This is a genomic window from Allorhizobium sp. DMC15, assembly GCF_056314065.1.
The window spans coordinates 92,280-111,326 of sequence record NZ_JBQUZB010000002.1; the positions used below are offsets into that span (position 1 = coordinate 92,280).

Consider the following 19,047-nt stretch of genomic DNA (forward strand, 5'->3'; position numbering starts at 1 on the left):
TCCTTCCGGGGCAATGTCAGTCGAATCGCCCCGTATCATCTTCAATCTGGTCAATAAGAGACGAGCAAAGCAGACCCGTCTTCACCGAATTTGGGTTCTACACCAAGAATTGCGGCGCTTCTGCGAATGATGTCGCCGACCATCGGTGCAGCACTGTTGCCGGCCAGCGCCGCACCATTGCCCTTGTCCGTCTTCGGCTCATCGATGAATGTCAGCACCACGTAACGCGGGTTGTCGATCGGGAAGGCCGCCAGGAAGGCGTTGAAGTTCTTGTCGCCGACATAGCGGCCATTGACCACCTTGTCCGCCGTCCCGGTCTTGCCGCCGACGTCGAAGCCTTCGACGCGGGCATTCTTGCCGGAGCCCTTGATGCCGTTCCATTCGAACAGGAAGCGCATGTCGTCGCTGGTCGTAGGCTTGATCACCTGCTTGGCGACGAGATCGGCCTGTTCGCGGGTGCGCGGCAGGAAGGTCGGCTCGATGAGCTTGCCGCCATTGACCAGCGCCACCCCGGCAACCGCCGTCTGTAGCGGCGTGGTGGACACGCCGTGGCCGAAGGAGATGGTGATAGAATTGATCTTCTTCCACTCACGCGGTTGCGACGGCATCGCCACTTCCGGCAACTCCGTCTGCATCTTGGTCAACAGGCCGAGCCGGGTGAGAAACTCTTTGTGACCTTCCGTGCCGACGAGATCCGCAACCTTGGCGGTACCGATATTCGACGAATACTGGAAGATTTCCGGCACGGTCAGGATACGGTTCTTGCCGTGGAAGTCCTTGATCGTGAAGCCGCCGATCCGGATCGGATAACGGGCGTCGAAACTGTCCTTCAGCGACACCTTGCCCGAATCGAGGCCCATTGCGATCGTGAAGGACTTGAAGGTCGAGCCCATTTCGAAGGTGCCGTTCGCCATGCGGCTGAGCCAGCCCTCTTCGGAGCCAGCCGGACTGTTGGGGTCGAAATCGGGAAGCGACGCCATGGCGATCACCTCGCCGGTGTGAGCGTCGAGTACGACGCCGCCAGCACCGATCGACTTGAACTTCGCCATCGCTTCGACCAGCACGTCACGCACGATGTTCTGCACGCGGATATCGATCGACAGTTTGACCGGTTCAAGCGGCGTATCGCTGGTCATGCCAAGCGCACGCAGGTCAGCCAGACCCTGGTTGTCGATATACTTCTCCATGCCGGTCATGCCGCGGTTGTCGATATTGACGTAACCGACGATATGCGAGGCGGTGGGACCACCGGGATAGAAACGGCGCTTTTCAGGCCGGAAACCGATGCCGGGAATGCCGAGTGCCAGGATCTGGCTTTGCTGCTTCGGGGTGAGCTGGCGGCGAAGCCACTGGAATCGCGATTTCGAAGAAAGCTTCTTGTAGGTGCCTTTGATGTCGAGATCGGTGAGCACGGTCGACAGGCGTTCCACCGCCTCGTCTGGATCGACGATCTTGTGCGGCTCGGCAAACAGCGAGACCGTTCTGATATCGGTCGCAAGGACCTCGCCGTTGCGGTCGAGAATGTCCGGCCGCGAGGCCATCAGGCGGTCGGCTGGCAGGATGCTCGACACTGTCTCAGGCTGAGCCTGGCCATATTGAACGAGACGTCCGCCGATAATGGCATAAACAACGCAGAAACCGGCGATCATCAGGCCGACGCGATTTTTTGCCATCGCCGACTTGCGCTTTGCCGTGCCTTGAATACGGGGGCCGGCCACGACCGCGCCGCCCCGCTGCACATCCGTGGAGAAATGAGCCTGGCTCTTGAGGAGCATGATACGCGACAAAAAGCTCATCAGTCGTTCACCGATTCAATGGGATTGACCGAACCGGTCGTAATCAGGTCCTTGACCGGATCGGAGGCCGCATTCTTGTCTTCGGCAACCTCCTTTTGCGGCACCTGATCCTTTGGCATCGGCAGTTCGACCGGACGCGCGAGCTGTGTCGGTGCCGTCGGTTGCAGCTGCAATTCGGTCGCATAGGTCTTCACGAGGCGATCGAGCCTGTTCGGCTGCGTAAGCAGAGCGCGGTCGGCACGCAGGAGATCGATCGTGTCCTTCTCCAGCTTGATTTCAGCCTCGAGGCGACGCACTTCGGCCGCCTTGTTATCCGTGTCATGCTTGATCTGGTAGGTCACTGCAGCAGCCGCCGCCATGGAACCGATCAGCAGGAAATCGAAGGTACGCAGCATATTCAGCCCCCGATCTTTTCGAGCGTTGCGAGGTCGGGCAGATCGAAGATCGCCATATCCGGCTTTTCCGGTGGCGCCATGGTGCGGGTACCAGCTCGAAGCTTGGCCGAACGGGCGCGCGGGTTGCGCTCGGCCTCTTCTTCGCTCGCCGCCACCATGCCTTTACCCACCGGTTCGAACGTCGCCTTACGCGCTTCGACCATGGGAAGATGGCGCGAGCCTGACGCCTTGCCGGCGCGCTCGGAAAAGAACTTTTTGACGATCCGATCTTCCAACGAATGGAAGGTGACAACAACCAGCCGCCCACCCGGCTTCAGCGCCCGCTCGGCGGCAAACAACGCCTGTGCCAGTTCACCAAGCTCGTCATTCACGAAGATGCGCAACGCCTGGAAAACGCGCGTGGCCGGATGGATCTTGTCCTTAGCCTTGCGCGGATTGACGGTTTCGATGAGGTTCGCGAGGTCGCGCGTCGTCTGGAAGGGCTCGTTCAGGCGGCGCTTCTCAATGGCACGCGCAATGCGGCCCGCATGCTTTTCCTCACCAAGGAAACCGAAGATACGGATCAGGTCCGAAACCTTGGCACGGTTGACGACGTCAGCAGCCGAGACACCCGAGGCCGACATGCGCATATCGAGCGGACCGTTGCGCTGGAACGAGAAGCCGCGCTCAGCCTCGTCGATCTGCATGGAGGAGACGCCGATATCGAGCACGACGCCGTCGAGGCCGCCCGCAGGCGCAAAGTCGGCCAGCGCCGAGAATTCGGTATGATTCAGCGTGAGACGGCCACTGTACTCGGCAACCATCGACTGCCCGCCGGCAATGGCAGTGGGATCGCGATCGAGCGCGATGACGTCGGCACCCGCATCGAGAATGGCGCGCGTATAACCGCCCGCACCAAAAGTCCCGTCGAGGATGACTTTGCCAGCCTCCGGCTCAAGCGCCTTGAGCACGCCCTCGAGAAGAACCGGAATGTGGCGAACCGATCCGCCATTGGCATCGGAATTTCCTTCGCCAAGATTCGCCGCCATTCCGCTTCCCCGTCTTGTTAGGTCTTCAGGCCCCGCAGCCTGACGACCTCCCTGGCCCTCGCCTGAGCATCCGAAAATGCCTGCGGTTGCCACACCTGAAAATGATCCGACCGACCGACGAAACAGACTTCCGAGGAAATCCCCGTGAAATCCCGGATGAAATCCGTCACCGCCAGCCGCCCCTCGGCATCGAGTCGCATAAAGACGCCGCCACCGTGAATCAGCAGCGACATCTCGTTTGCCTCCAATGCGAAGGGATCCTCCGCGGCCATTCTCTGCTCGTATCGCTCGAGCAAATCGGGACCGCCGATATTGATCGCCGGATAGACGAAATCCTGGAGACAATAAAGCTCCTGAATGTCGCGCTGCAGCAAAACGGCACGAAACGCCGCCGGGACGGAAACCCGCCCCTTCGCATCGATCCTGTTTGTCGCATTGGACAGGAAGCGGCTCATGACTGACGACCAACCTCCCTGAAGACAAGGAGTCGCTGATCGACCCCCGGACACGCACGCTCACACCAGCCGCCGCACCATCCTGAAAAGACTCACCCAGCAAGAGGGAGAGACCATGCAATTTCCGGACTTTGGGGACCAAGATGTTCCCCGCAACAGCATGTGAATGGGATACCATGGGACTATATGGGCGTCAATGGGAACGGGTCGGGCACCACCCTTCGCGGGCTGCAAATATTGATAGGCGGTTAAGCTTAACGAATGGTTAGAAACCTCTGTTTCCAGAGTGGAAATCGGCACAAAGACGCAGGCCGCCGCGTCATTCGCCGGGAACGGGTCGGGCCAGTTTTCTGGTCGAAGTTTCAGCCGCTTGGCGGAAACTTGCCAAAAGCGCCGCCCGGGCGGCAGAAGTAGGAGGAGAATTCGCCAGTTGGCCTGTAAGCCGGGTTCTGTATGGCCCCGGTTTCCCGGGACGTGGCAGCCATTCATCTGGGACAGCGTTTGCACGCTGCCTCGCGCAACCCACCCGGATGACTGGCCCGGAAACAGGCTGTAGCGACGCTTGCGCGTCCCCCGCGTCATCCCTATTCGGTCTTGCTCCCGGTGGGGTTTGCCGTGCCGTCCCTGTTGCCAGCGACGCGGTGGGCTCTTACCCCACCCTTTCACCCTGACCTCGCATGCGAGGCGGTTTGCTTTCTGTGGCACTTTCCCTGAGGTCGCCCTCGCCGGACGTTATCCGGCACCGTGTTTCCGTGGAGCCCGGACTTTCCTCACCCTACCGCCTTTCGGCATTGGTAAAGCGCGGCTGCCCGGCCAACTGGCAAGCGGTCCTTAAACGACACGCCCGCCGAATGCCAACGAAAATGACGCTATCCGCGTGACTTGGCGGTATTTGGTGAATCAGTCCGTGAAGACGGGACGGAAGACACCGCCATAGGCCTCATCAACAATACGGCCATGGAGGATCAGCTCGGATCCGAGGCGCCCGATCTCGTCCGAACTCTTGGCCGCCGCGCCGCAGCCACCGGTCAGCACAGCGATACGGTCTGTCGCGTAACCAATGGCCGGATAGTTTTCCGGCGTGAACGAGGTGACACAGGCGGCCATCGATATTGGGGCGTTCGCAAGACTTGGGATGATCTCCCCGATAATGCGCTGCAGATGATTGCGTGTGCTGATGCGCCCGCCCCTGCGGAACCACGCCCGGATCTCAGGTTCTGTGGCAAGCCACAGGTCATCCGGATCGCCGCCGATCTTCAGATAGGTCTTGCCGTCGGGATAACGCACCGGCGGCAGGAGATAGATGTGGTCGAGCGGATCGTCCGGCTGGTGGATCAGCGAAGGCATCCCTGCATAGGCCGGCAGGTCGGCGTCCTCAATTTCGAAGAAAGCGACGGTTCGGCCATAGACTTTAAGATCGAGCGACCGCGGCAGCAGATTTTCGTTGATGCTGAAGCCACCTGCTGCCACCAGCACCCGCTCGGCGGTGAAAACCGCACCGTCATCCGTCGTTACCACGGCGGAACCGGGCTCTTCCCGGACAGACACCGCCGTCTGACGAATAACCCGCGCGCCGGTCTTTTCCGCGAGCATGCTCTGCGCTGCCACCAACCTGCGCGGATTGATGTATCCGGCGTTGCGGCGCTCGTAGACGCCCTCACAGCCATCGCCAAAATCGAAGTAGTCGAACCGGTTCCGGATGTCGCCGGCCGCCATTAGGTCCGTCTCGACACCCAGCGCTTCAGCAGCGGCATGAACCTGGGCCACATAGGGATCCCGCCCTCCCCTTTGCGGCCCGACAATGAGACACCCGACCTGATGGTAGAAATCGATACCGCTCTCCGCAGCGATCGAACCGTATCGTGCGATCGAACGGTTGGCCAGCCGGGCCCATACGGGGTTCGAATCGATGGTCCGCGTGATACGCGCCTCGTCGTAGTGGCTGGCGAAGACACCGTCGTGCTGCGCCCAGTCCATCGGCTCATCGGGACCGATCACGGCCACGTCGTCCCCCGCAAGTGCTAGATACCGCGCCGCCGCAGCCCCCATCATGCCACGACCGACGATTATCGTTTTGAAACGCTCAACCATGCATCACCATTCCGTACATGCCGCGGTGATAGCATGCAGCGTCGCCCTGTCCACCGAGACAACGCCTCGGTCACAGCTTTGTCAGTCGCCGATCAGCGCGATCACCTTGCCGCAATAGCGTTTCGAAACGGGGTTCATCCGCTTGGCGGCATGGCCTGCATTGTATCGCAGGATCGTGCCGCAGGTCTCGCCTCCGCCCAGCTCATGCGCCATGGAGAGATACTTCATGCCGTAGCGGATATTGGTCTCGGGATCGTAAAGGCCCCTGGTCGAACCGCGATAGCCCATGGCCCGTGCCGTGGCCGGCTTGATCTGCATGAGACCGACCTCGCCGGCACTGCCTCTCGCCTTCGGGTTGAAGTTGCTCTCGATCCGCACGACCGCATGGGCGAGATCAACCGGCACACCATAGGTCTTGGCATATTTCGAGATGATCTTGCCGTAAGGACTTTTCGAGAAGGATGGGGCAACCGGAAAACCGGCATCGCGGCTGATGGTCTTAAGCGACCATTTCGAGCGCCCGTCCTTCTCCTCTGCCGATGCAGTCTGGATCTGAGTCAAAAGGATAGCGAGGCATGCCGCAGCAGCAACCAGTCGTCTTGTCATGAGAAGGGTCAGTCTCCGTCCGAAGGTCGAGAGCGGCGCGCGTCAAAGCGGACGCAATCCATGCGTCGCGAGCCCCGCGGGGGCTCCCCGTTCCAGACCTTCAATGTTGATGTTTGCGACGGGCTCCTGGTGAAGCCGCCATCGCGTTCAGCCCGGCCTTTAGACCTTGGCAATGAGGAAATCGTGTGGCACCGCAACAATTCCCGCCGTCGCGCGTTCCCGAAGACCGCTGCGCCCTAGGATCGGCGAGCCGATTTTCAGGCAAATCGCGGTAGGGATGTCAGCAAGCGATGAAGGGTCTCGATGGTCGAACTGTCGGCGACGCCATCGACCTTGGATTGCCTGAAGTGACGCTGAAAAGCAGCAACCACGCCCTCGGTCCGGACGCAGTATTCTCCCGAAATCTCAATACCATACCCGTAGAGCGACAACATCGACTGCAACGCTTCGACGGGCTGTCCCGCATCGCCGCGCTGGAAGAAGCGCCCGCCACCGATTGGCGACGGCTCCACCCAGTGTCCGATACCGGCGGCAGCGAGCCGCCCCCAGGGAAAATTTTCACCCGGATCAACCTTGCGAATGGGGGCCACATCCGAGTGTGCAAGCACGCGTTCAGCGGGGATTCCATGCCTTTCGACGCAATCGCGACACAATTCGATCAGGGCGTCGATCTGCCGTTGCGGAAATTCCGGCAGCCCGCCGGGATGACCCGCATTGGCAATCTCGATCCCGATCGACCGCGAGTTGATATCCGTTTCGCCATGCCAAACGCTTCTGCCGGCATGCCATGCCCGCCGCGCCTCGGGCACCATCTGCACCACGCGCCCATCCTCATGCACGAGATAGTGGCTCGAGACCTCGCTCTCGACATTGCAGAGCCAGGCCTGCGCGCCCTCAGCAGACGGCATGCCGGTATAGTGCAGCAGGAGGATATCGGGGCGCTCGACGCCGACGCGGTCACCATGATTGGGCGACGCGCAGATCTCGGCACCCGCATAATCGGAAGTGAAGGACGTCATGCCGCCCGGCGTGCCTTCTCGATGGCCGAATAAGCGGCGTTGAACTTCGCCATGCGATGATTGGCAACGCTGTGAAATTCGGTCGGAATGCCGCGGGCATGCAAACGGTCGGGATGATGTTCGGCGGCCAGCGCGCGATACTTCTTGCGGATCGTTGCAAAGTCGTCGGACGGCTTCACACCGAGCACGCCATAGGGATCGCCATCGACATGGATATGCCGTTCCGTGATCATGGCAAACCGTTCTTCCGAAATCGAGAAGATCTCGGCGATCCGCGACAGGAAGGCGAGTTCCTTCTCGTGCACCAGTCCGTCAGCCTTGGCGATGTGGAAGAGCGCGTCGATGATGTCTTCGAGCACCGGGCAGAACTGGTCGCAGGTGCGGCACATATTGGCGAGGTTCTTCGCATAGGTTTCGAAACCCGCCACATCCTGACGCGCGAGATTGTAGAGACGCGCGACGTTGCGGGCTTCCTCCGGCGGGAACTCGAAGATCTTGCGGAAGGCTTCGACCTCGGCATTGGAGACGACACCGTCAGCCTTGGCCATCTTTGCCGAGAGCGCAATGATCGCGACGGAGAAGGACACACGGCGCCGGGTCTCGGGATCGCCTTCGAAGGCCGTGCGCACCGCTTCGACGATGCTCCCGATGACATTGCTGGCCGTCTCCCCGATTGCGCCCAGCAAACGGTCCCAGAACGACGATATCTGTTCACAGGCGAAATCGAAAATCATGAATGAGATTGACCAAATATGGGCCTGAAAAGCAAGCTGATCGGGCCACGAAGCGGGATTAAAGTTTCTTCATGTTGAATTGGTTTTGCTGAAGTCGATCCGTCCCTGACGGGTGGGACAGGCCGAAGGATTTTCCACAGGTCGCTGAAACGCATGAACTTCGGATTGAATCGATTGAAACAGTTGAAAGGACGCCCACCCGTCCGCGAAACCGCGAAAGTGCGGAAATCCTTGCATTTTCTGCTTTACTCCGCCTCCGGCCTGTCGCATCCATTTGCCACCCGACAGTGTGGATGGCGGCGCTGAAAGTGCCGACAAAAGGAGGATCGATGGCCAAGCAGAAAGTCGCGATGTTGACCGCCGGGGGCCTCGCCCCCTGTCTCTCTTCCGCCGTCGGCGGATTGATCGAGCGCTACACGGACATCGCGCCGGATGTCGAACTGGTCGCCTACAAGTCGGGCTTTCGTGGCCTGCTGATGGACTACAAGATCGAGATCACCCGCGAGATGCGCGAGAAGGCTCATGTGCTGCATCGCTATGGCGGCTCGCCGATCGGCAACAGCCGCGTCAAGCTGACGAATACGGCAGACTGCGTGAAGCGCGGCCTGGTCAAGGAAGGCGAAAACCCGTTGCGGGTCGCCGCCGAACGTCTTGCCGCCGACGGCATCACCATCCTCCACACCATCGGCGGGGACGACACCAACACCACCGCTGCCGATCTCGCTGCCTATCTCGGCGCCAATGGCTACAATCTGACGGTGGTCGGCATGCCGAAAACTGTCGACAACGACGTTTTTCCGATCAAGCAGACGCTCGGCGCCTGGACGGCGGCGGAAGTCGGCGCCCGCTTCTTCGACCACGTTTCCAACGAGCAGAGCGCCTCGCCCCGCACCCTCGTCATTCATGAAGTGATGGGTCGCCATTGCGGCTGGCTGACCGCCGCCACGGCCCGCGCGTATATGCAGCGTACGAAGCACAACGAATATGTTGAAGGCTTCATGATGAACCAGGAACTGAAGAACATCGACGGCCTCTATCTGCCAGAGACCCATTTCGACATGGAAGGCGAAGCTGCACGCCTGAAGGACATCATGGATCGCACCGGCTTCGTCACGCTCTTCGTCTCCGAAGGCGCCTGCATGGACGAGATTGTTGCGGAGCGCGAGGCCGCCGGCGAGGAAATCAAGCGCGACGCCTTCGGACATGTGAAGCTCGATACGATCAATGTCGGCAACTGGTTCCAGAAGCACTTCGCCAAGCTGCTCGATGCCGACCGCTCGATGGTGCAGAAGTCGGGGTACTACGCCCGCTCCGCTCCGGCCAATTACGACGACCTGCGCCTGATCCAGAGCATGGTCGATCTCGCCGTCGAGAGTGGACTGAACAAGATCTCCGGCGTCACGGGCCACGACGAGGATCAGGGCGGCCGCCTGCGCACGATTGAATTTCCCCGCATCAAGGGGGGCAAGCCCTTCGACCTCGGCACCCCCTGGTTCAAGGAAGTGATGGATTATCTCGGCCAGAAGTATCGTCCGATCAATTGACCTGAGCCGAGAAAACTGGCTTCCTCTGTGACGAGGAGTGAGTGCCATGTCCTATGCAAGCTGGATTGTTTTTGCCGTCGCCTCGACGGCCCTGCTGGCCGTGCCGGGCCGTCCGGCGCTGCTGGTCCTGGGCTATGCCCTGGGACATGGAAAGAGGACGGCATTCGCCACGGTCACGGGCGTCACGCTCGGCAATCTGGTCGCGATCGCCATCGCGCTTTCGGTGCTATGGTGCCTGTTGCAGGTGCCACCTGTCACCTATGATTACGTCGCGTGGTTTGCCAGCGCCTACATCGTTTATGTGGCGATTCGCACATGGCGTGCGCCCATCGCCGGTGGGCTGATTGCCGACAACGACAACCTTCCCGAAGAAAAGCCGCTGCGGGTCATCGCCCACTGCGCGCGGGAGACCATACGCAACACACGCAACACGCTGTTCCTTGTCGCAATGCTGCCGCAATTCATGACCGCCGGCGAAGCGATGATGCCGCAGGCCTGGGAGTTTGCAGCTACCTTTGCCCTGGCCTCGATTGCGACTTCACTGGCCTATGCGCTCGCTCCCGCCAAGATACGGGAATTCCTGCGGAAACAACCCAAACGCCGCGGCATCACGCGGGCCAGCGGCACCCTTCTGATCTCCGCAGGCGCGGTCACGGCGGGCTACCGGAAGATCGCGGCCTGAGCGTCCGAAGACCGGTTCGGGGCCGTAAGCTTGCCGCAATGCCAGCCATAGATTAAGAAACGGAAATCTGATCGGCGGTGATTTGCCCAACCGGTCACCTGCATCTCTAAGACGGATAGTGGCATGATCGTCAGAAAAGACCGCGGCATCGCACTGTGCTTGGCTGTATCCGTACTGACCGGCCTCGGCGGATGCACGGCGATCGATGAGAGCGTGAAGGCCGATGTGAAGACGGCGCCAATGGCGAATCCGAACTCGCCCGAAATGCTCGCCGCAAAGGCTGCTGAAGCTGCAACCAGTGGCCAAGCCGCAGGCGCGCAGCCGACGGGACAGGCACCGATGACCCAGGCCGAACTGGCTGCGGCCAATCCCGGCCCCGCTCCGATCATTCCCGGCACGGAAACGGCCGCCCCCATTCCAGCCCTCAAGGAATCGGCCTTGTCGGCGACGACGCCCGAAACGGCGGCGACCCAGGCATTGACCATGGTCACCACGCCACCGGGCGTGAACGCCCAGCAGACCCTGACGGCTCAAGCCGCTCCTCTGCAGGCAACGCTGGCCGCACCGGGAACGCCCGCTGCTGCGGCGCCGCAGCCTGGAGCCGCAGGAACGACGACCGCCCCTGCCCCAGTGGTTCTGGCCTATGCGGCACCGCTGCGCGCAACCGCCCTCACCAGCTTCGGGGACCCCTTCGACATCTCGCCGCCCGGCGAACCGGAGGACCTGACGCCGACACCTGAGACGGTTGGTCCAACCCGTCTCAATGCACTGATCAAGAAATACGCAAAAATCTACGAGATTCCCGAGGAGCTCGTGCATCGCGTGGTTCGCCGCGAAAGCCGGTACAATCCCTCGGCCTACAGCAAAGGCAATTACGGCTTGATGCAGATCCGTTACAACACGGCCAAGGCCATGGGCTATGACGGACCTGCGGAAGGTCTATTCGACGCGGAAACCAACATCAAATACGCAGTCAAATACCTGAAAGGTGCCTGGCTCGTCGCCGACAACGATCATGACGGCGCCGTGCGCCTCTACGCTCGCGGATATTACTACGACGCCAAGCGCCGCGGGCTGCTGCACCTGACACAGTGAAACGCCCTCAAGGCACGCTTCACTTCAAAGCTTCCCGGATCGCGGCCACCAGCCGCTGCGGTTTATAACCGCCGCGACTCGGCGTCAGTCCCATCCGCACCACCACGAGATTTTCGGAGGGAATGACGGCGACAGACTGTCCGTCGTGACCGAGAATCCACAGGACTTCCGCGTCAATCCCGAAACCCGCATCCGGCGTGTCGCCCGGCCCCTGCCGCCACGCCTGCGCGCCGCCATAGACGCTGCCGGACGCCGGAGTTTTCTTCATCATGCGCGACATGAAGTTGGCCGGCACGATCACCCTCCCCTGCCACAGACCATCTTGGGCCAGCAGCAGCCCGAAACGCGCCCAATCGCGGGCCGTGGCGTAGAGATACGAACTGCCGACGAGCGTTCCCCGCGCGTCCGCCTCCATCACGGCGCTGCGCATGCCGATCGGCCCGAACAGCGCCTTCCTGGGAAAGGCAAGGGCAGCATCAGGGTCGGAAAGCCGGGACATCCACCAACTTGCGATCAGCACACTCTCACCCGATGAATAGTTAAAGTGTGTACCACGTGCCGTCCGAGCCGGCAGAGACCGCACATAGGCTGCCATATCCGATTGCAGATATAGCATCCGGGTCACGTCTGTGACGTCGCCATAGTCCTCGTTGAAATCGAGGCCACTCTCCATGGCGAGGAGATCTGACAAGCGGATCGTTGAGCGCCCGTCGTCGCGCCATTCGGGAAACAGCCTATCGGAATCGAGATCGACACCTTGTTCGGCAGCCACCATGGCCGCCAGAACGCCATTGACGGTCTTGGCCATCGACCAGCCGAGAAGTGGTGTCTGGGCGTTGAAGCCATCGCCATAGGTCTCGCCCAGGATCCGTCCGTCCTTCACGACGACCACGGCGCGATAGGAGGACCCAAGCAGCGCCTGATCCTGCAGCACATTGGCAAGACGCGGATCATTCGGTGCCGTCCCCTCGCCGTCCGGCCACGGCAGAGTGTCGTCTGCAGGGACGGCTTCGGAGACTGGTGCCATGAGCGCCCGCGCAGCCGCGACATCGCCATCCGGCACGGAGGCGCATCCCAACCCCTCTCGATAGACGGCCACGGACGGTGCGATGAAGCCGGCGAGCCGCGCCACAACCAGACGCCGGTCCATGTCGACCTCCACCCCGGCGAGCCGGAGCAGCGGGTGGCCGGGCGCCTGCACGTCATCGGCCAGCACATCCTCGGCATCGCGGCCCGCAAGAAACACGTTGGAGCAGACGATCTTGGCGGCATAACCCGTGCCGACGCGCAACAAGTCCGGTGGTGTCAGCCACAGCCAGACGATACCACCAGCGAGCAGCACGATAAATCCCAAGGCGATGCCAGCGAATATCTTCGACAGGAGACGCATGTTTTCCTCCGCGTGAGGCGGCCATGCAATCAGCAAATGATGACAGGCGAAAGGTCATGGGAGGCAATCTGCCTTCCTATCCACGGGTCAAACGGTGGGCTGGAATCAATGAACCGGGACCGGCGCAGAGCCGATCGCCAGTCGAGACTGCAGATAACCAAGCACCTCGCCGGCACCGAAAGGCCGTGAGAACAGGAAGCCCTGGGCATCTCCGATCCCGAGCGTTTTGATGAACTCGAGTTGCCGGACCGTTTCAATGCCTTCGATGGTGGTCGTAACCTGAAAGGTCTCGGAAAGCTTGTGCATGAGATCCACCAGGGTTGCCCCCTGACTGGTCTCGACCATTTGCTGAGCGAAGGACCGGTCGATTTTAAGTTCGTCGAGCGGGAACCTGCGCAGATGATGGATCGAAGCGAAACCCGTGCCGAAATCATCGAGCGCGATCCGCACGCCGCCCGATCGCAATTGCGCAAGGTTTCCGCAGACGAGATCAATGTCGACAGAAAAGACCGATTCCGTCACCTCGACGGTCAGGCGCTCGGGCGCCAGACCCGCCTCGACTAGGCTATCGAAGACATGGGAAACAAAGCCGGGATCCTTGAACTGGTCGCCGGATACATTGACGCTGACGCCAACGGGCGCAGGCCACCGCGAAGCCTCCTCGCAGGCCTTGCGTACGACCCAACGACCAATATCCAGGATGATGCCGATCCGTTCGGCAATCGGGATGAAGACGTCCGGGGCAATGAGCCCGCGCGTCGGATGCTTCCAGCGAAGCAAGGCCTCAAGCGACCGGACCTCACCGTCTCTAACACCAACGATCGGTTGGTAGTCGAGATAAAGCTCCCCCCCGCTTAGCGCATGAACAAGGTCCCGTTCCAGTTCCAGCGTCTCGTTAGCCGCCCGTGCCAAGGCCGGATCGTAGAGGGCGTGGCTTGCGCCGAAGCGCTGTTTCGCATGCCCGAGTGCCAGATCGGCACGTTTGACCACCTCACTGACGTCGTGATCCGTAGCCTGAAGCAACGTTGCCCCGATGCTCACACCCGCAAAGACCCGTTTTTTCTGGACCAGAAACGTGTGCGACAGGCTGTCTTCGATGGCCAGACAGACGAATTCGACGACTGCGCTTGATGCCTTGGGGAGGATCACGGCAAACTCGTCGCTGCCGGTCCGGAAAAGCTGCGCCCCTTCGCCAACCGAGTGCTTGAGCCGCCGGCCCGCCTCCACGAGTAGCGCATCGCCCGCCTCATGGCCCATGGTGTCGTTGACAAATTTGAAGCGATCGATGTCGATCAGCAGCAACGCCTGGTTCGGGCGGGCCGTGCCGAACAAGGCACGCAGACCGTCATGCAGCGCTTCGCGGTCGCCGAGCCCCGTCAGTCCGTCCACACCGGGCGTGTGGCGATCGGCCCGACGCTCTTCCAGAACCGCGATCTGGCCTCTCAATTTCTGCTCCACCCCGGCGAGATAGGCGGCGAGCCCGGCGGTGACGAAAGGCAGGCCGGCGGTCAGCAAGAACGGCCAGGCAGACATGATCTTCAGCGGGGATATCCCGGCGACGTCTAGTCCGAATGCGGGAATCAGCGAAGCCAAGGGTGCGATGGCGCCAACGGCAAAGCCTGCAGCCGAATAGGTGAGCACGCGACGTGAGGCAGGCTTCTTTAACATGATGTTAAACACCCCATATTTTGTAGGCAATAAATTGTACGAAAAGCCTTTAGAATTGGTTAGCAGCTCAGGCGTGCTCCGCGTCATCAAACTGTAGCACCCAGGAGCTAAACGCCAGCAACCTCAAGTGATGGCGGATTGACATGACAGAGATTGCACCGGATGCCGGCTTTCATCAGAACACGAAGCTGAAGGATGCGCTGCTGCAACATCGGCCCCTGTCGGCCGCAGGGCTGTCGGAGCGTGTGTTCGGCCTGCTGTTCTCCGGTCTCGTCTATGCGCAGATCTGGGAGGACCCCGAGATCGACATGGAGGCAATGGCGCTTTCGGAAGGTCATCGCATCGTCACCATCGGTTCCGGCGGCTGCAACATGCTGGCTTATCTGAGCCGCCGACCAGCCGCGATAGACGTGGTTGACCTCAACCCGAACCATGTGGCCCTCAATCGCCTCAAGCTCGCCGCCTTCCGCCATCTGCCGGATTACGCCGCTGTGCTGCGCTTCCTCGGGACGGCTGGCGAACGCGCCAACCTCGCTCTCTTCGACAAGCATATCGCCCCGCATCTGGATGAAACATCCCGTCGCTATTGGCAGAAGCGCGGTCTCATGGGCCGGCGGCGTGCGAGCGTCTTTACCCGCAACATCTATCGCACGGGTCTGCTTGGCCGCTTCATCGCGGTCGGTCACCTGCTGGCCCGGGCGCATGGTGTCCGGCTGGAAGATATGGTGGAGGCGAAGTCCTTGCGCGAACAGCGCCACGTCTTTGATACCCGCATCGCGCCGCTATTTGACAAGCCCTTCGTCCGCTGGCTGACAGCGCGCAAGAGCTCGCTCTTCGGCCTGGGCATCCCGCCGCAGCAATATGACGAGCTTGCCAGCCTCTCCGACGAAGGAACGATTGCACCAATCCTGCGGCACAGGCTGGAAAAGCTGGCCTGCTATTTTCCACTCCGGGACAACCCCTTTGCCTGGCAGGCTTTCGCGCGCCGGTATCCGAGAGCGGACGAGGGGCGCATGCCCAGCTATCTGCAGCCGCAGAACCATGAGGCGATCCGCGACTGCGCCGATCGGGTGACTGTCCATCATGCCGGCTTCACCGAACTTCTGGCGCAAAAGCCGGCAGCGAGCCTCGACCGCTTCGTTCTGCTCGATGCACAGGACTGGATGACGCCGCGTCAGTTGAACGAGCTCTGGACGGAGATCAGCCGCACAGCAGCCCCAGGCGCCCGCGTCATCTTCCGCACGGCAGCAGAAGCAAGCGTCCTCGACGGCAAACTCTCCGACAGTCTGCTGGAACAGTGGATCTATCTCGCCGACCAGTCCGCCGCGCTCGACAAACGGGACCGCTCGGCCATCTACGGCGGCTTCCACATCTACGAAAAGCGATCGGCATGAGCGCCGACCGCAGCACCATCGTTGACGGGTCGGGCCACGCGGACCGCATGGACGCGATGTATCGCTATCAGCGGCACATCTATGATCTCACCCGGAAATACTACCTTCTCGGCCGCGACCGCATGATTTCCGGCTTGGCTGTTCCGGACGGCGGCACCCTCCTCGAAGTGGGCTGCGGCACGGGTCGCAACCTGTTGCGGGCCCGCCGCCACTATCCTTCGGCCAGCCTGTGCGGTCTCGACATCTCGGCGGAAATGCTTGCCTCCGCGCGCCGCAATTTCCGCGGGGAAAGCGACCAGCCCCTGCTGCGAGTCGCCGACGCGACCCGCTTTACCGCCGCAGATTTCGGCACTGCCGCCTTCGACCGCGTGATGATCTCCTATGCACTGTCGATGATCCCGGACTGGGAGGCAGCCATCGACCGGGCACTTGCGGTGCTTGGCCCGGCGGGCTCGTTGCACATCGTCGACTTCGGCCAGCAGGAACGGCTTCCCAAATTCGCACGCAAGGTCCTGCAGGCCTGGCTCAATCGTTTCCACGTGACCCCACGCGCAGACCTGCGGGAGGCCCTTGAGAAACACGCCCGGCAAAATGGCTTCCACCTCACCTTTGAGTCGCTGTGGCGCGGCTATGCCTGGCACGCCGTTCTCTCGCGTTGAGCGGCGGCGGTTTTCAAAAATCCCTGCATCGGACGGATTGCATGTAACCCCGTTTTAACCATGATGGGTGGACAAGGACACTCGATGCACCAAACGGACCTTTACCGTCTGTCCGGGCACGAGCTTTAACCTGACCCATGGACGACCGATGCGGTGGCTATCGACGGCACTTTTGCCCTTCTGCCTGTTTTTCGCCGGCTGCACATCGGGCAGCTACGACCTCATGGAGACGGCGTCCGTCTCGCCGCACTTCCACGATACTGATCCACAGGACTTCGGTGGCAAGACACCCCACCGTCACCAGGTGCACGGCATCGACGTGTCCAAATGGAACGGCGACGTCGATTGGCGCGAGGTCAAGCGTTCGGGCGTCTCTTTCGTCTTCATCAAGGCGACGGAAGGCGGCGACCGTCTGGATCCGCGCTTCAACGAATACTGGCAGGGCGCCCGTGCGGCAGGCCTCGCTTACGCCCCCTACCACTTCTACTATTTCTGTTCGACGGCCGACCAGCAGGCAGACTGGTTCATCGCCAATGTCCCGCGTGAGGCCATCCAGCTGCCACCGGTGCTCGACGCCGAATGGAATCCCTCCTCCAAGACCTGCCGTACCCGTCCGGACCCGGCAACGGTCCGCAGCGAGATGAAGCGGTTCATGGACCGTATTGAGGCCTATTACGGCAAGCGGCCGATCATCTATACCTCCGTTGACTTCCATCGCGACAATCTCGACGGCGCTTTCAACGACTACCACTTCTGGGTTCGTGCGGTGGCACAACATCCGAGCGAGATCTATTCGGAACGCCGGTGGGCCTTTTGGCAATATACCTCGACGGGTGTCATCCCCGGCATCAAGGGCGGTACCGATATCAACGTCTTTGCCGGAACGCAGAAGAACTGGCACAATTGGGTCGCCGCCGTTTCGAAATGACCGTTCTGCCGACCGGTTTTGGCGGAAATCCAATTTCGGGTCGCGCCTTCATGCCAACGCGCCACAGAACCGTCGTCATGTCCGGCCAGTGTCGCAGAGACCTCCCCAAGGCATATTCAAAGGACCTCTTGATGAAGCTCGCCACCCGCATCACTCTTCCCCTCGCCATGCTGCTGGCCTCGACCAGCCTCTCTTTCGCCCAGCAATGTGGAGGCGACCTGGCAGCGTTTCTCGATGGGGTACGCCAAGAATCGATCGCAGCCGGAACTCCGGCAGACGTGGTGGACAAGGCACTGGCGGGCGCTCAGATCAATGAGAAGGTGCTCTCGCGCGACCGCTCCCAGGGCGTCTTCCGCCAGACCTTTCTCGAATTCTCGCAGCGCACCGTCTCGCAGGCGCGTCTCGATATCGGCCGCCAGAAACTGAAGCAATTTGCCGACACCTTTGCCCGGGCGGATGAGGAATACGGCGTGCCAGCGGGCGTGATCACCGCTTTCTGGGCGATGGAAACGGATTTCGGCGCCGTGCAGGGCGATTTCAACACCCGCGACGCACTCGTTACCCTGTCCCATGACTGCCGCCGCCCCGAACTCTTCCGTCCGCAATTGCTGGCCCTGATCAAGATGGTGCAGCACGCCGACCTTGATCCCGCGACAAACACCGGTGCCTGGGCGGGCGAAATCGGCCAGGTCCAGATGCTCCCGAAAGACATCATCGAATTCGGTGTGGACGGAGACGGCGACGGCCATATCAACCTCAAGACCAGCAGCCCGGATGCCATCCTCACGGCAGCAAAGTTCATCCAGCATCTCGGCTTCAAGAAGGGCGAGCCATGGATCCAGGAAGTGACCATTCCGGAAAACCTGCCTTTCGAAAAGTCGGGTCTCGGCGGCACCCTGACCGCCGGCGACTGGTTCGCATTGGGCGTGGCGCCCCGCGACGGCAACACGGCATTCGCCGCCCTGCCCGCGTCGCTGGTCCTGCCGCAGGGACGCAAGGGCCCGGCGTTCATCACCTATCCGAATTTCAACATCTATCTCGAATGGAACCAGTCGTTCATCTACACGACCTCGGCCGCCTATTTCGCCACCCGCCTTTCGGGCGCGCCGCCTTACCAGAAGGGCAATCCGGAACCGGGTCTCAGCCTCGACGAGATGAAGGGCCTGCAAACCAAACTCCAGGCACTCGGCTATGACGTCGGCAAGATCGACGGCATTCTGGGTTCGGGAACCCGGGTCGCCATCCAGAAAGAACAGCAGCGTCTCGGCCTCCCCGCCGACGGCTGGGCGACATCCGCGCTGCTCAACGCGCTCTGATTATCAGTCACCGCATCTTGTGCATTCCGGCCGGGGCCCTTCGCCCCGGTTTTTTTGTTTGATGACGAGGTTTCCTTACAAAAACGGCACCTTGAAAAATGCGACAGAGGCATCGCCAGTTTGCGCCGTTAAGGCCCCGCAGGCCTCACTGTAATTAACCTCCATTAACAATTAGGGAGGGTGTCGGAACTCCCTGAAATTCTGAGCGTTTTCCGAACAGACTGGATGTTGTCCACTGTTCCATGCG

Annotated in this window: 17 protein-coding genes and 1 other RNA gene; 7 read left to right on the forward strand and 11 right to left on the reverse strand. The window is 61.2% G+C overall.

The features are described 5' to 3' along the window. Window positions 1-50: 50 nt before the first annotated feature. From ACT53S_RS08985 to ACT53S_RS09025, 9 genes are all read right to left on the reverse strand, one after another. On the reverse strand, window positions 51-1,796 hold the full coding sequence (locus ACT53S_RS08985) for a peptidoglycan D,D-transpeptidase FtsI family protein (RefSeq protein ID WP_113375485.1): 1,746 nt from the start codon (window positions 1,794-1,796) through the stop codon (window positions 51-53). Next, window positions 1,796-2,191, reverse strand: coding sequence for a cell division protein FtsL (gene ftsL / locus ACT53S_RS08990; protein ID WP_113375484.1), 396 nt, complete (start codon window positions 2,189-2,191; stop codon window positions 1,796-1,798). Before ftsL ends, ACT53S_RS08985 begins: the two co-directional genes overlap by 1 nt. Before the next feature lie 2 nt (window positions 2,192-2,193). After that, window positions 2,194-3,219, reverse strand: a complete 1,026-nt coding sequence (gene rsmH / locus ACT53S_RS08995) for a 16S rRNA (cytosine(1402)-N(4))-methyltransferase RsmH (protein ID WP_476066729.1) — start codon at window positions 3,217-3,219, stop codon at window positions 2,194-2,196. A gap of 17 nt (window positions 3,220-3,236) precedes the next feature. Continuing rightward, window positions 3,237-3,674: a division/cell wall cluster transcriptional repressor MraZ gene (mraZ, locus tag ACT53S_RS09000; RefSeq protein WP_476066730.1), complete on the reverse strand. Its 438-nt coding sequence runs from the start codon at window positions 3,672-3,674 to the stop codon at window positions 3,237-3,239. 422 nt (window positions 3,675-4,096) lie between these two features. Beyond that, window positions 4,097-4,495, reverse strand: an RNA gene (gene rnpB / locus ACT53S_RS09005) — RNase P RNA component class A. 79 nt (window positions 4,496-4,574) lie between these two features. Continuing rightward, window positions 4,575-5,765, reverse strand: coding sequence for an NAD(P)/FAD-dependent oxidoreductase (locus tag ACT53S_RS09010; protein WP_476066731.1), 1,191 nt, complete (start codon window positions 5,763-5,765; stop codon window positions 4,575-4,577). 81 nt (window positions 5,766-5,846) lie between these two features. Beyond that, window positions 5,847-6,371, reverse strand: a complete 525-nt coding sequence (locus tag ACT53S_RS09015) for a lytic transglycosylase domain-containing protein (RefSeq protein WP_476066732.1) — start codon at window positions 6,369-6,371, stop codon at window positions 5,847-5,849. 257 nt (window positions 6,372-6,628) lie between these two features. Then, window positions 6,629-7,390, reverse strand: coding sequence for an N-acetylmuramoyl-L-alanine amidase (locus tag ACT53S_RS09020; protein WP_476066733.1), 762 nt, complete (start codon window positions 7,388-7,390; stop codon window positions 6,629-6,631). Then, window positions 7,387-8,124: a J domain-containing protein gene (locus ACT53S_RS09025; protein WP_113375478.1), complete on the reverse strand. Its 738-nt coding sequence runs from the start codon at window positions 8,122-8,124 to the stop codon at window positions 7,387-7,389. The genes ACT53S_RS09020 and ACT53S_RS09025 overlap by 4 nt, the downstream gene beginning before the upstream one ends. Before the next feature lie 329 nt (window positions 8,125-8,453). On the opposite strand from ACT53S_RS09025, the gene ACT53S_RS09030 reads away from it, so the two are divergent. The 3 genes from ACT53S_RS09030 to ACT53S_RS09040 all read left to right on the forward strand — a co-directional run bounded on the left by ACT53S_RS09030 (window position 8,454) and on the right by ACT53S_RS09040 (window position 11,445). Continuing rightward, on the forward strand, window positions 8,454-9,668 hold the full coding sequence (locus ACT53S_RS09030) for a pyrophosphate--fructose-6-phosphate 1-phosphotransferase (RefSeq protein ID WP_113375477.1): 1,215 nt from the start codon (window positions 8,454-8,456) through the stop codon (window positions 9,666-9,668). A 46-nt stretch (window positions 9,669-9,714) separates the two neighbouring features. Beyond that, window positions 9,715-10,350, forward strand: coding sequence for a LysE family translocator (locus tag ACT53S_RS09035; protein ID WP_142068184.1), 636 nt, complete (start codon window positions 9,715-9,717; stop codon window positions 10,348-10,350). 123 nt (window positions 10,351-10,473) lie between these two features. Then, complete coding sequence (locus tag ACT53S_RS09040; RefSeq protein WP_113375475.1) at window positions 10,474-11,445, forward strand: transglycosylase SLT domain-containing protein; 972 nt, start codon at window positions 10,474-10,476, stop codon at window positions 11,443-11,445. Between the two features lie 19 nt (window positions 11,446-11,464). Here the strand turns inward: ACT53S_RS09040 and ACT53S_RS09045 are convergent, their stop codons facing one another. Together ACT53S_RS09045 and ACT53S_RS09050 are read right to left on the reverse strand one after the other, a co-directional pair. Beyond that, window positions 11,465-12,835 (reverse strand): serine hydrolase domain-containing protein, encoded by a 1,371-nt coding sequence (locus tag ACT53S_RS09045; RefSeq protein ID WP_476066734.1) that lies wholly within the window; start codon window positions 12,833-12,835, stop codon window positions 11,465-11,467. A gap of 105 nt (window positions 12,836-12,940) precedes the next feature. Then, entirely contained in the window at window positions 12,941-14,503 is a 1,563-nt protein-coding gene (locus ACT53S_RS09050; RefSeq protein WP_476066735.1) for a putative bifunctional diguanylate cyclase/phosphodiesterase, read from the reverse strand. A 143-nt stretch (window positions 14,504-14,646) separates the two neighbouring features. On the opposite strand from ACT53S_RS09050, the gene ACT53S_RS09055 reads away from it, so the two are divergent. The 4 genes from ACT53S_RS09055 to ACT53S_RS09070 all read left to right on the forward strand — a co-directional run bounded on the left by ACT53S_RS09055 (window position 14,647) and on the right by ACT53S_RS09070 (window position 18,800). Then, window positions 14,647-15,897, forward strand: a complete 1,251-nt coding sequence (locus ACT53S_RS09055; RefSeq protein WP_476066736.1) for a BtaA family protein — start codon at window positions 14,647-14,649, stop codon at window positions 15,895-15,897. Beyond that, the gene (locus ACT53S_RS09060; protein WP_476066737.1) at window positions 15,894-16,556 is read left to right on the forward strand and encodes a class I SAM-dependent methyltransferase; all 663 of its coding nucleotides are present in this window, start codon (window positions 15,894-15,896) and stop codon (window positions 16,554-16,556) included. The genes ACT53S_RS09055 and ACT53S_RS09060 overlap by 4 nt, the downstream gene beginning before the upstream one ends. A 148-nt stretch (window positions 16,557-16,704) precedes the next feature. After that, on the forward strand, window positions 16,705-17,484 hold the full coding sequence (locus ACT53S_RS09065) for a glycoside hydrolase family 25 protein (RefSeq protein ID WP_476066738.1): 780 nt from the start codon (window positions 16,705-16,707) through the stop codon (window positions 17,482-17,484). A gap of 167 nt (window positions 17,485-17,651) precedes the next feature. Then, on the forward strand, window positions 17,652-18,800 hold the full coding sequence (locus tag ACT53S_RS09070) for a lytic murein transglycosylase (RefSeq protein WP_476067458.1): 1,149 nt from the start codon (window positions 17,652-17,654) through the stop codon (window positions 18,798-18,800). Window positions 18,801-19,047: the final 247 nt, after the last annotated feature.

Coding starts and splice junctions, on each gene's coding strand:
- ACT53S_RS09010 (WP_476066731.1), bottom strand. CDS start 5,765: ATGGTTGAGCGTTTCAAAACGATAATCGTCGGTCGTGGCATGATGGGG.
- ACT53S_RS09065 (WP_476066738.1), top strand. CDS start 16,705: ATGCGGTGGCTATCGACGGCACTTTTGCCCTTCTGCCTGTTTTTCGCC.
- ftsL (WP_113375484.1), bottom strand. CDS start 2,191: ATGCTGCGTACCTTCGATTTCCTGCTGATCGGTTCCATGGCGGCGGCT.
- ACT53S_RS09055 (WP_476066736.1), top strand. CDS start 14,647: ATGACAGAGATTGCACCGGATGCCGGCTTTCATCAGAACACGAAGCTG.
- ACT53S_RS09025 (WP_113375478.1), bottom strand. CDS start 8,124: ATGATTTTCGATTTCGCCTGTGAACAGATATCGTCGTTCTGGGACCGT.
- ACT53S_RS08985 (WP_113375485.1), bottom strand. CDS start 1,796: ATGAGCTTTTTGTCGCGTATCATGCTCCTCAAGAGCCAGGCTCATTTC.
- ACT53S_RS09070 (WP_476067458.1), top strand. CDS start 17,652: ATGCTGCTGGCCTCGACCAGCCTCTCTTTCGCCCAGCAATGTGGAGGC.
- ACT53S_RS09020 (WP_476066733.1), bottom strand. CDS start 7,390: ATGACGTCCTTCACTTCCGATTATGCGGGTGCCGAGATCTGCGCGTCG.
- ACT53S_RS09035 (WP_142068184.1), top strand. CDS start 9,715: ATGTCCTATGCAAGCTGGATTGTTTTTGCCGTCGCCTCGACGGCCCTG.
- rsmH (WP_476066729.1), bottom strand. CDS start 3,219: ATGGCGGCGAATCTTGGCGAAGGAAATTCCGATGCCAATGGCGGATCG.
- ACT53S_RS09050 (WP_476066735.1), bottom strand. CDS start 14,503: ATGTTAAAGAAGCCTGCCTCACGTCGCGTGCTCACCTATTCGGCTGCA.
- ACT53S_RS09045 (WP_476066734.1), bottom strand. CDS start 12,835: ATGCGTCTCCTGTCGAAGATATTCGCTGGCATCGCCTTGGGATTTATC.
- ACT53S_RS09015 (WP_476066732.1), bottom strand. CDS start 6,371: ATGACAAGACGACTGGTTGCTGCTGCGGCATGCCTCGCTATCCTTTTG.
- mraZ (WP_476066730.1), bottom strand. CDS start 3,674: ATGAGCCGCTTCCTGTCCAATGCGACAAACAGGATCGATGCGAAGGGG.
- ACT53S_RS09030 (WP_113375477.1), top strand. CDS start 8,454: ATGGCCAAGCAGAAAGTCGCGATGTTGACCGCCGGGGGCCTCGCCCCC.
- ACT53S_RS09060 (WP_476066737.1), top strand. CDS start 15,894: ATGAGCGCCGACCGCAGCACCATCGTTGACGGGTCGGGCCACGCGGAC.
- ACT53S_RS09040 (WP_113375475.1), top strand. CDS start 10,474: ATGATCGTCAGAAAAGACCGCGGCATCGCACTGTGCTTGGCTGTATCC.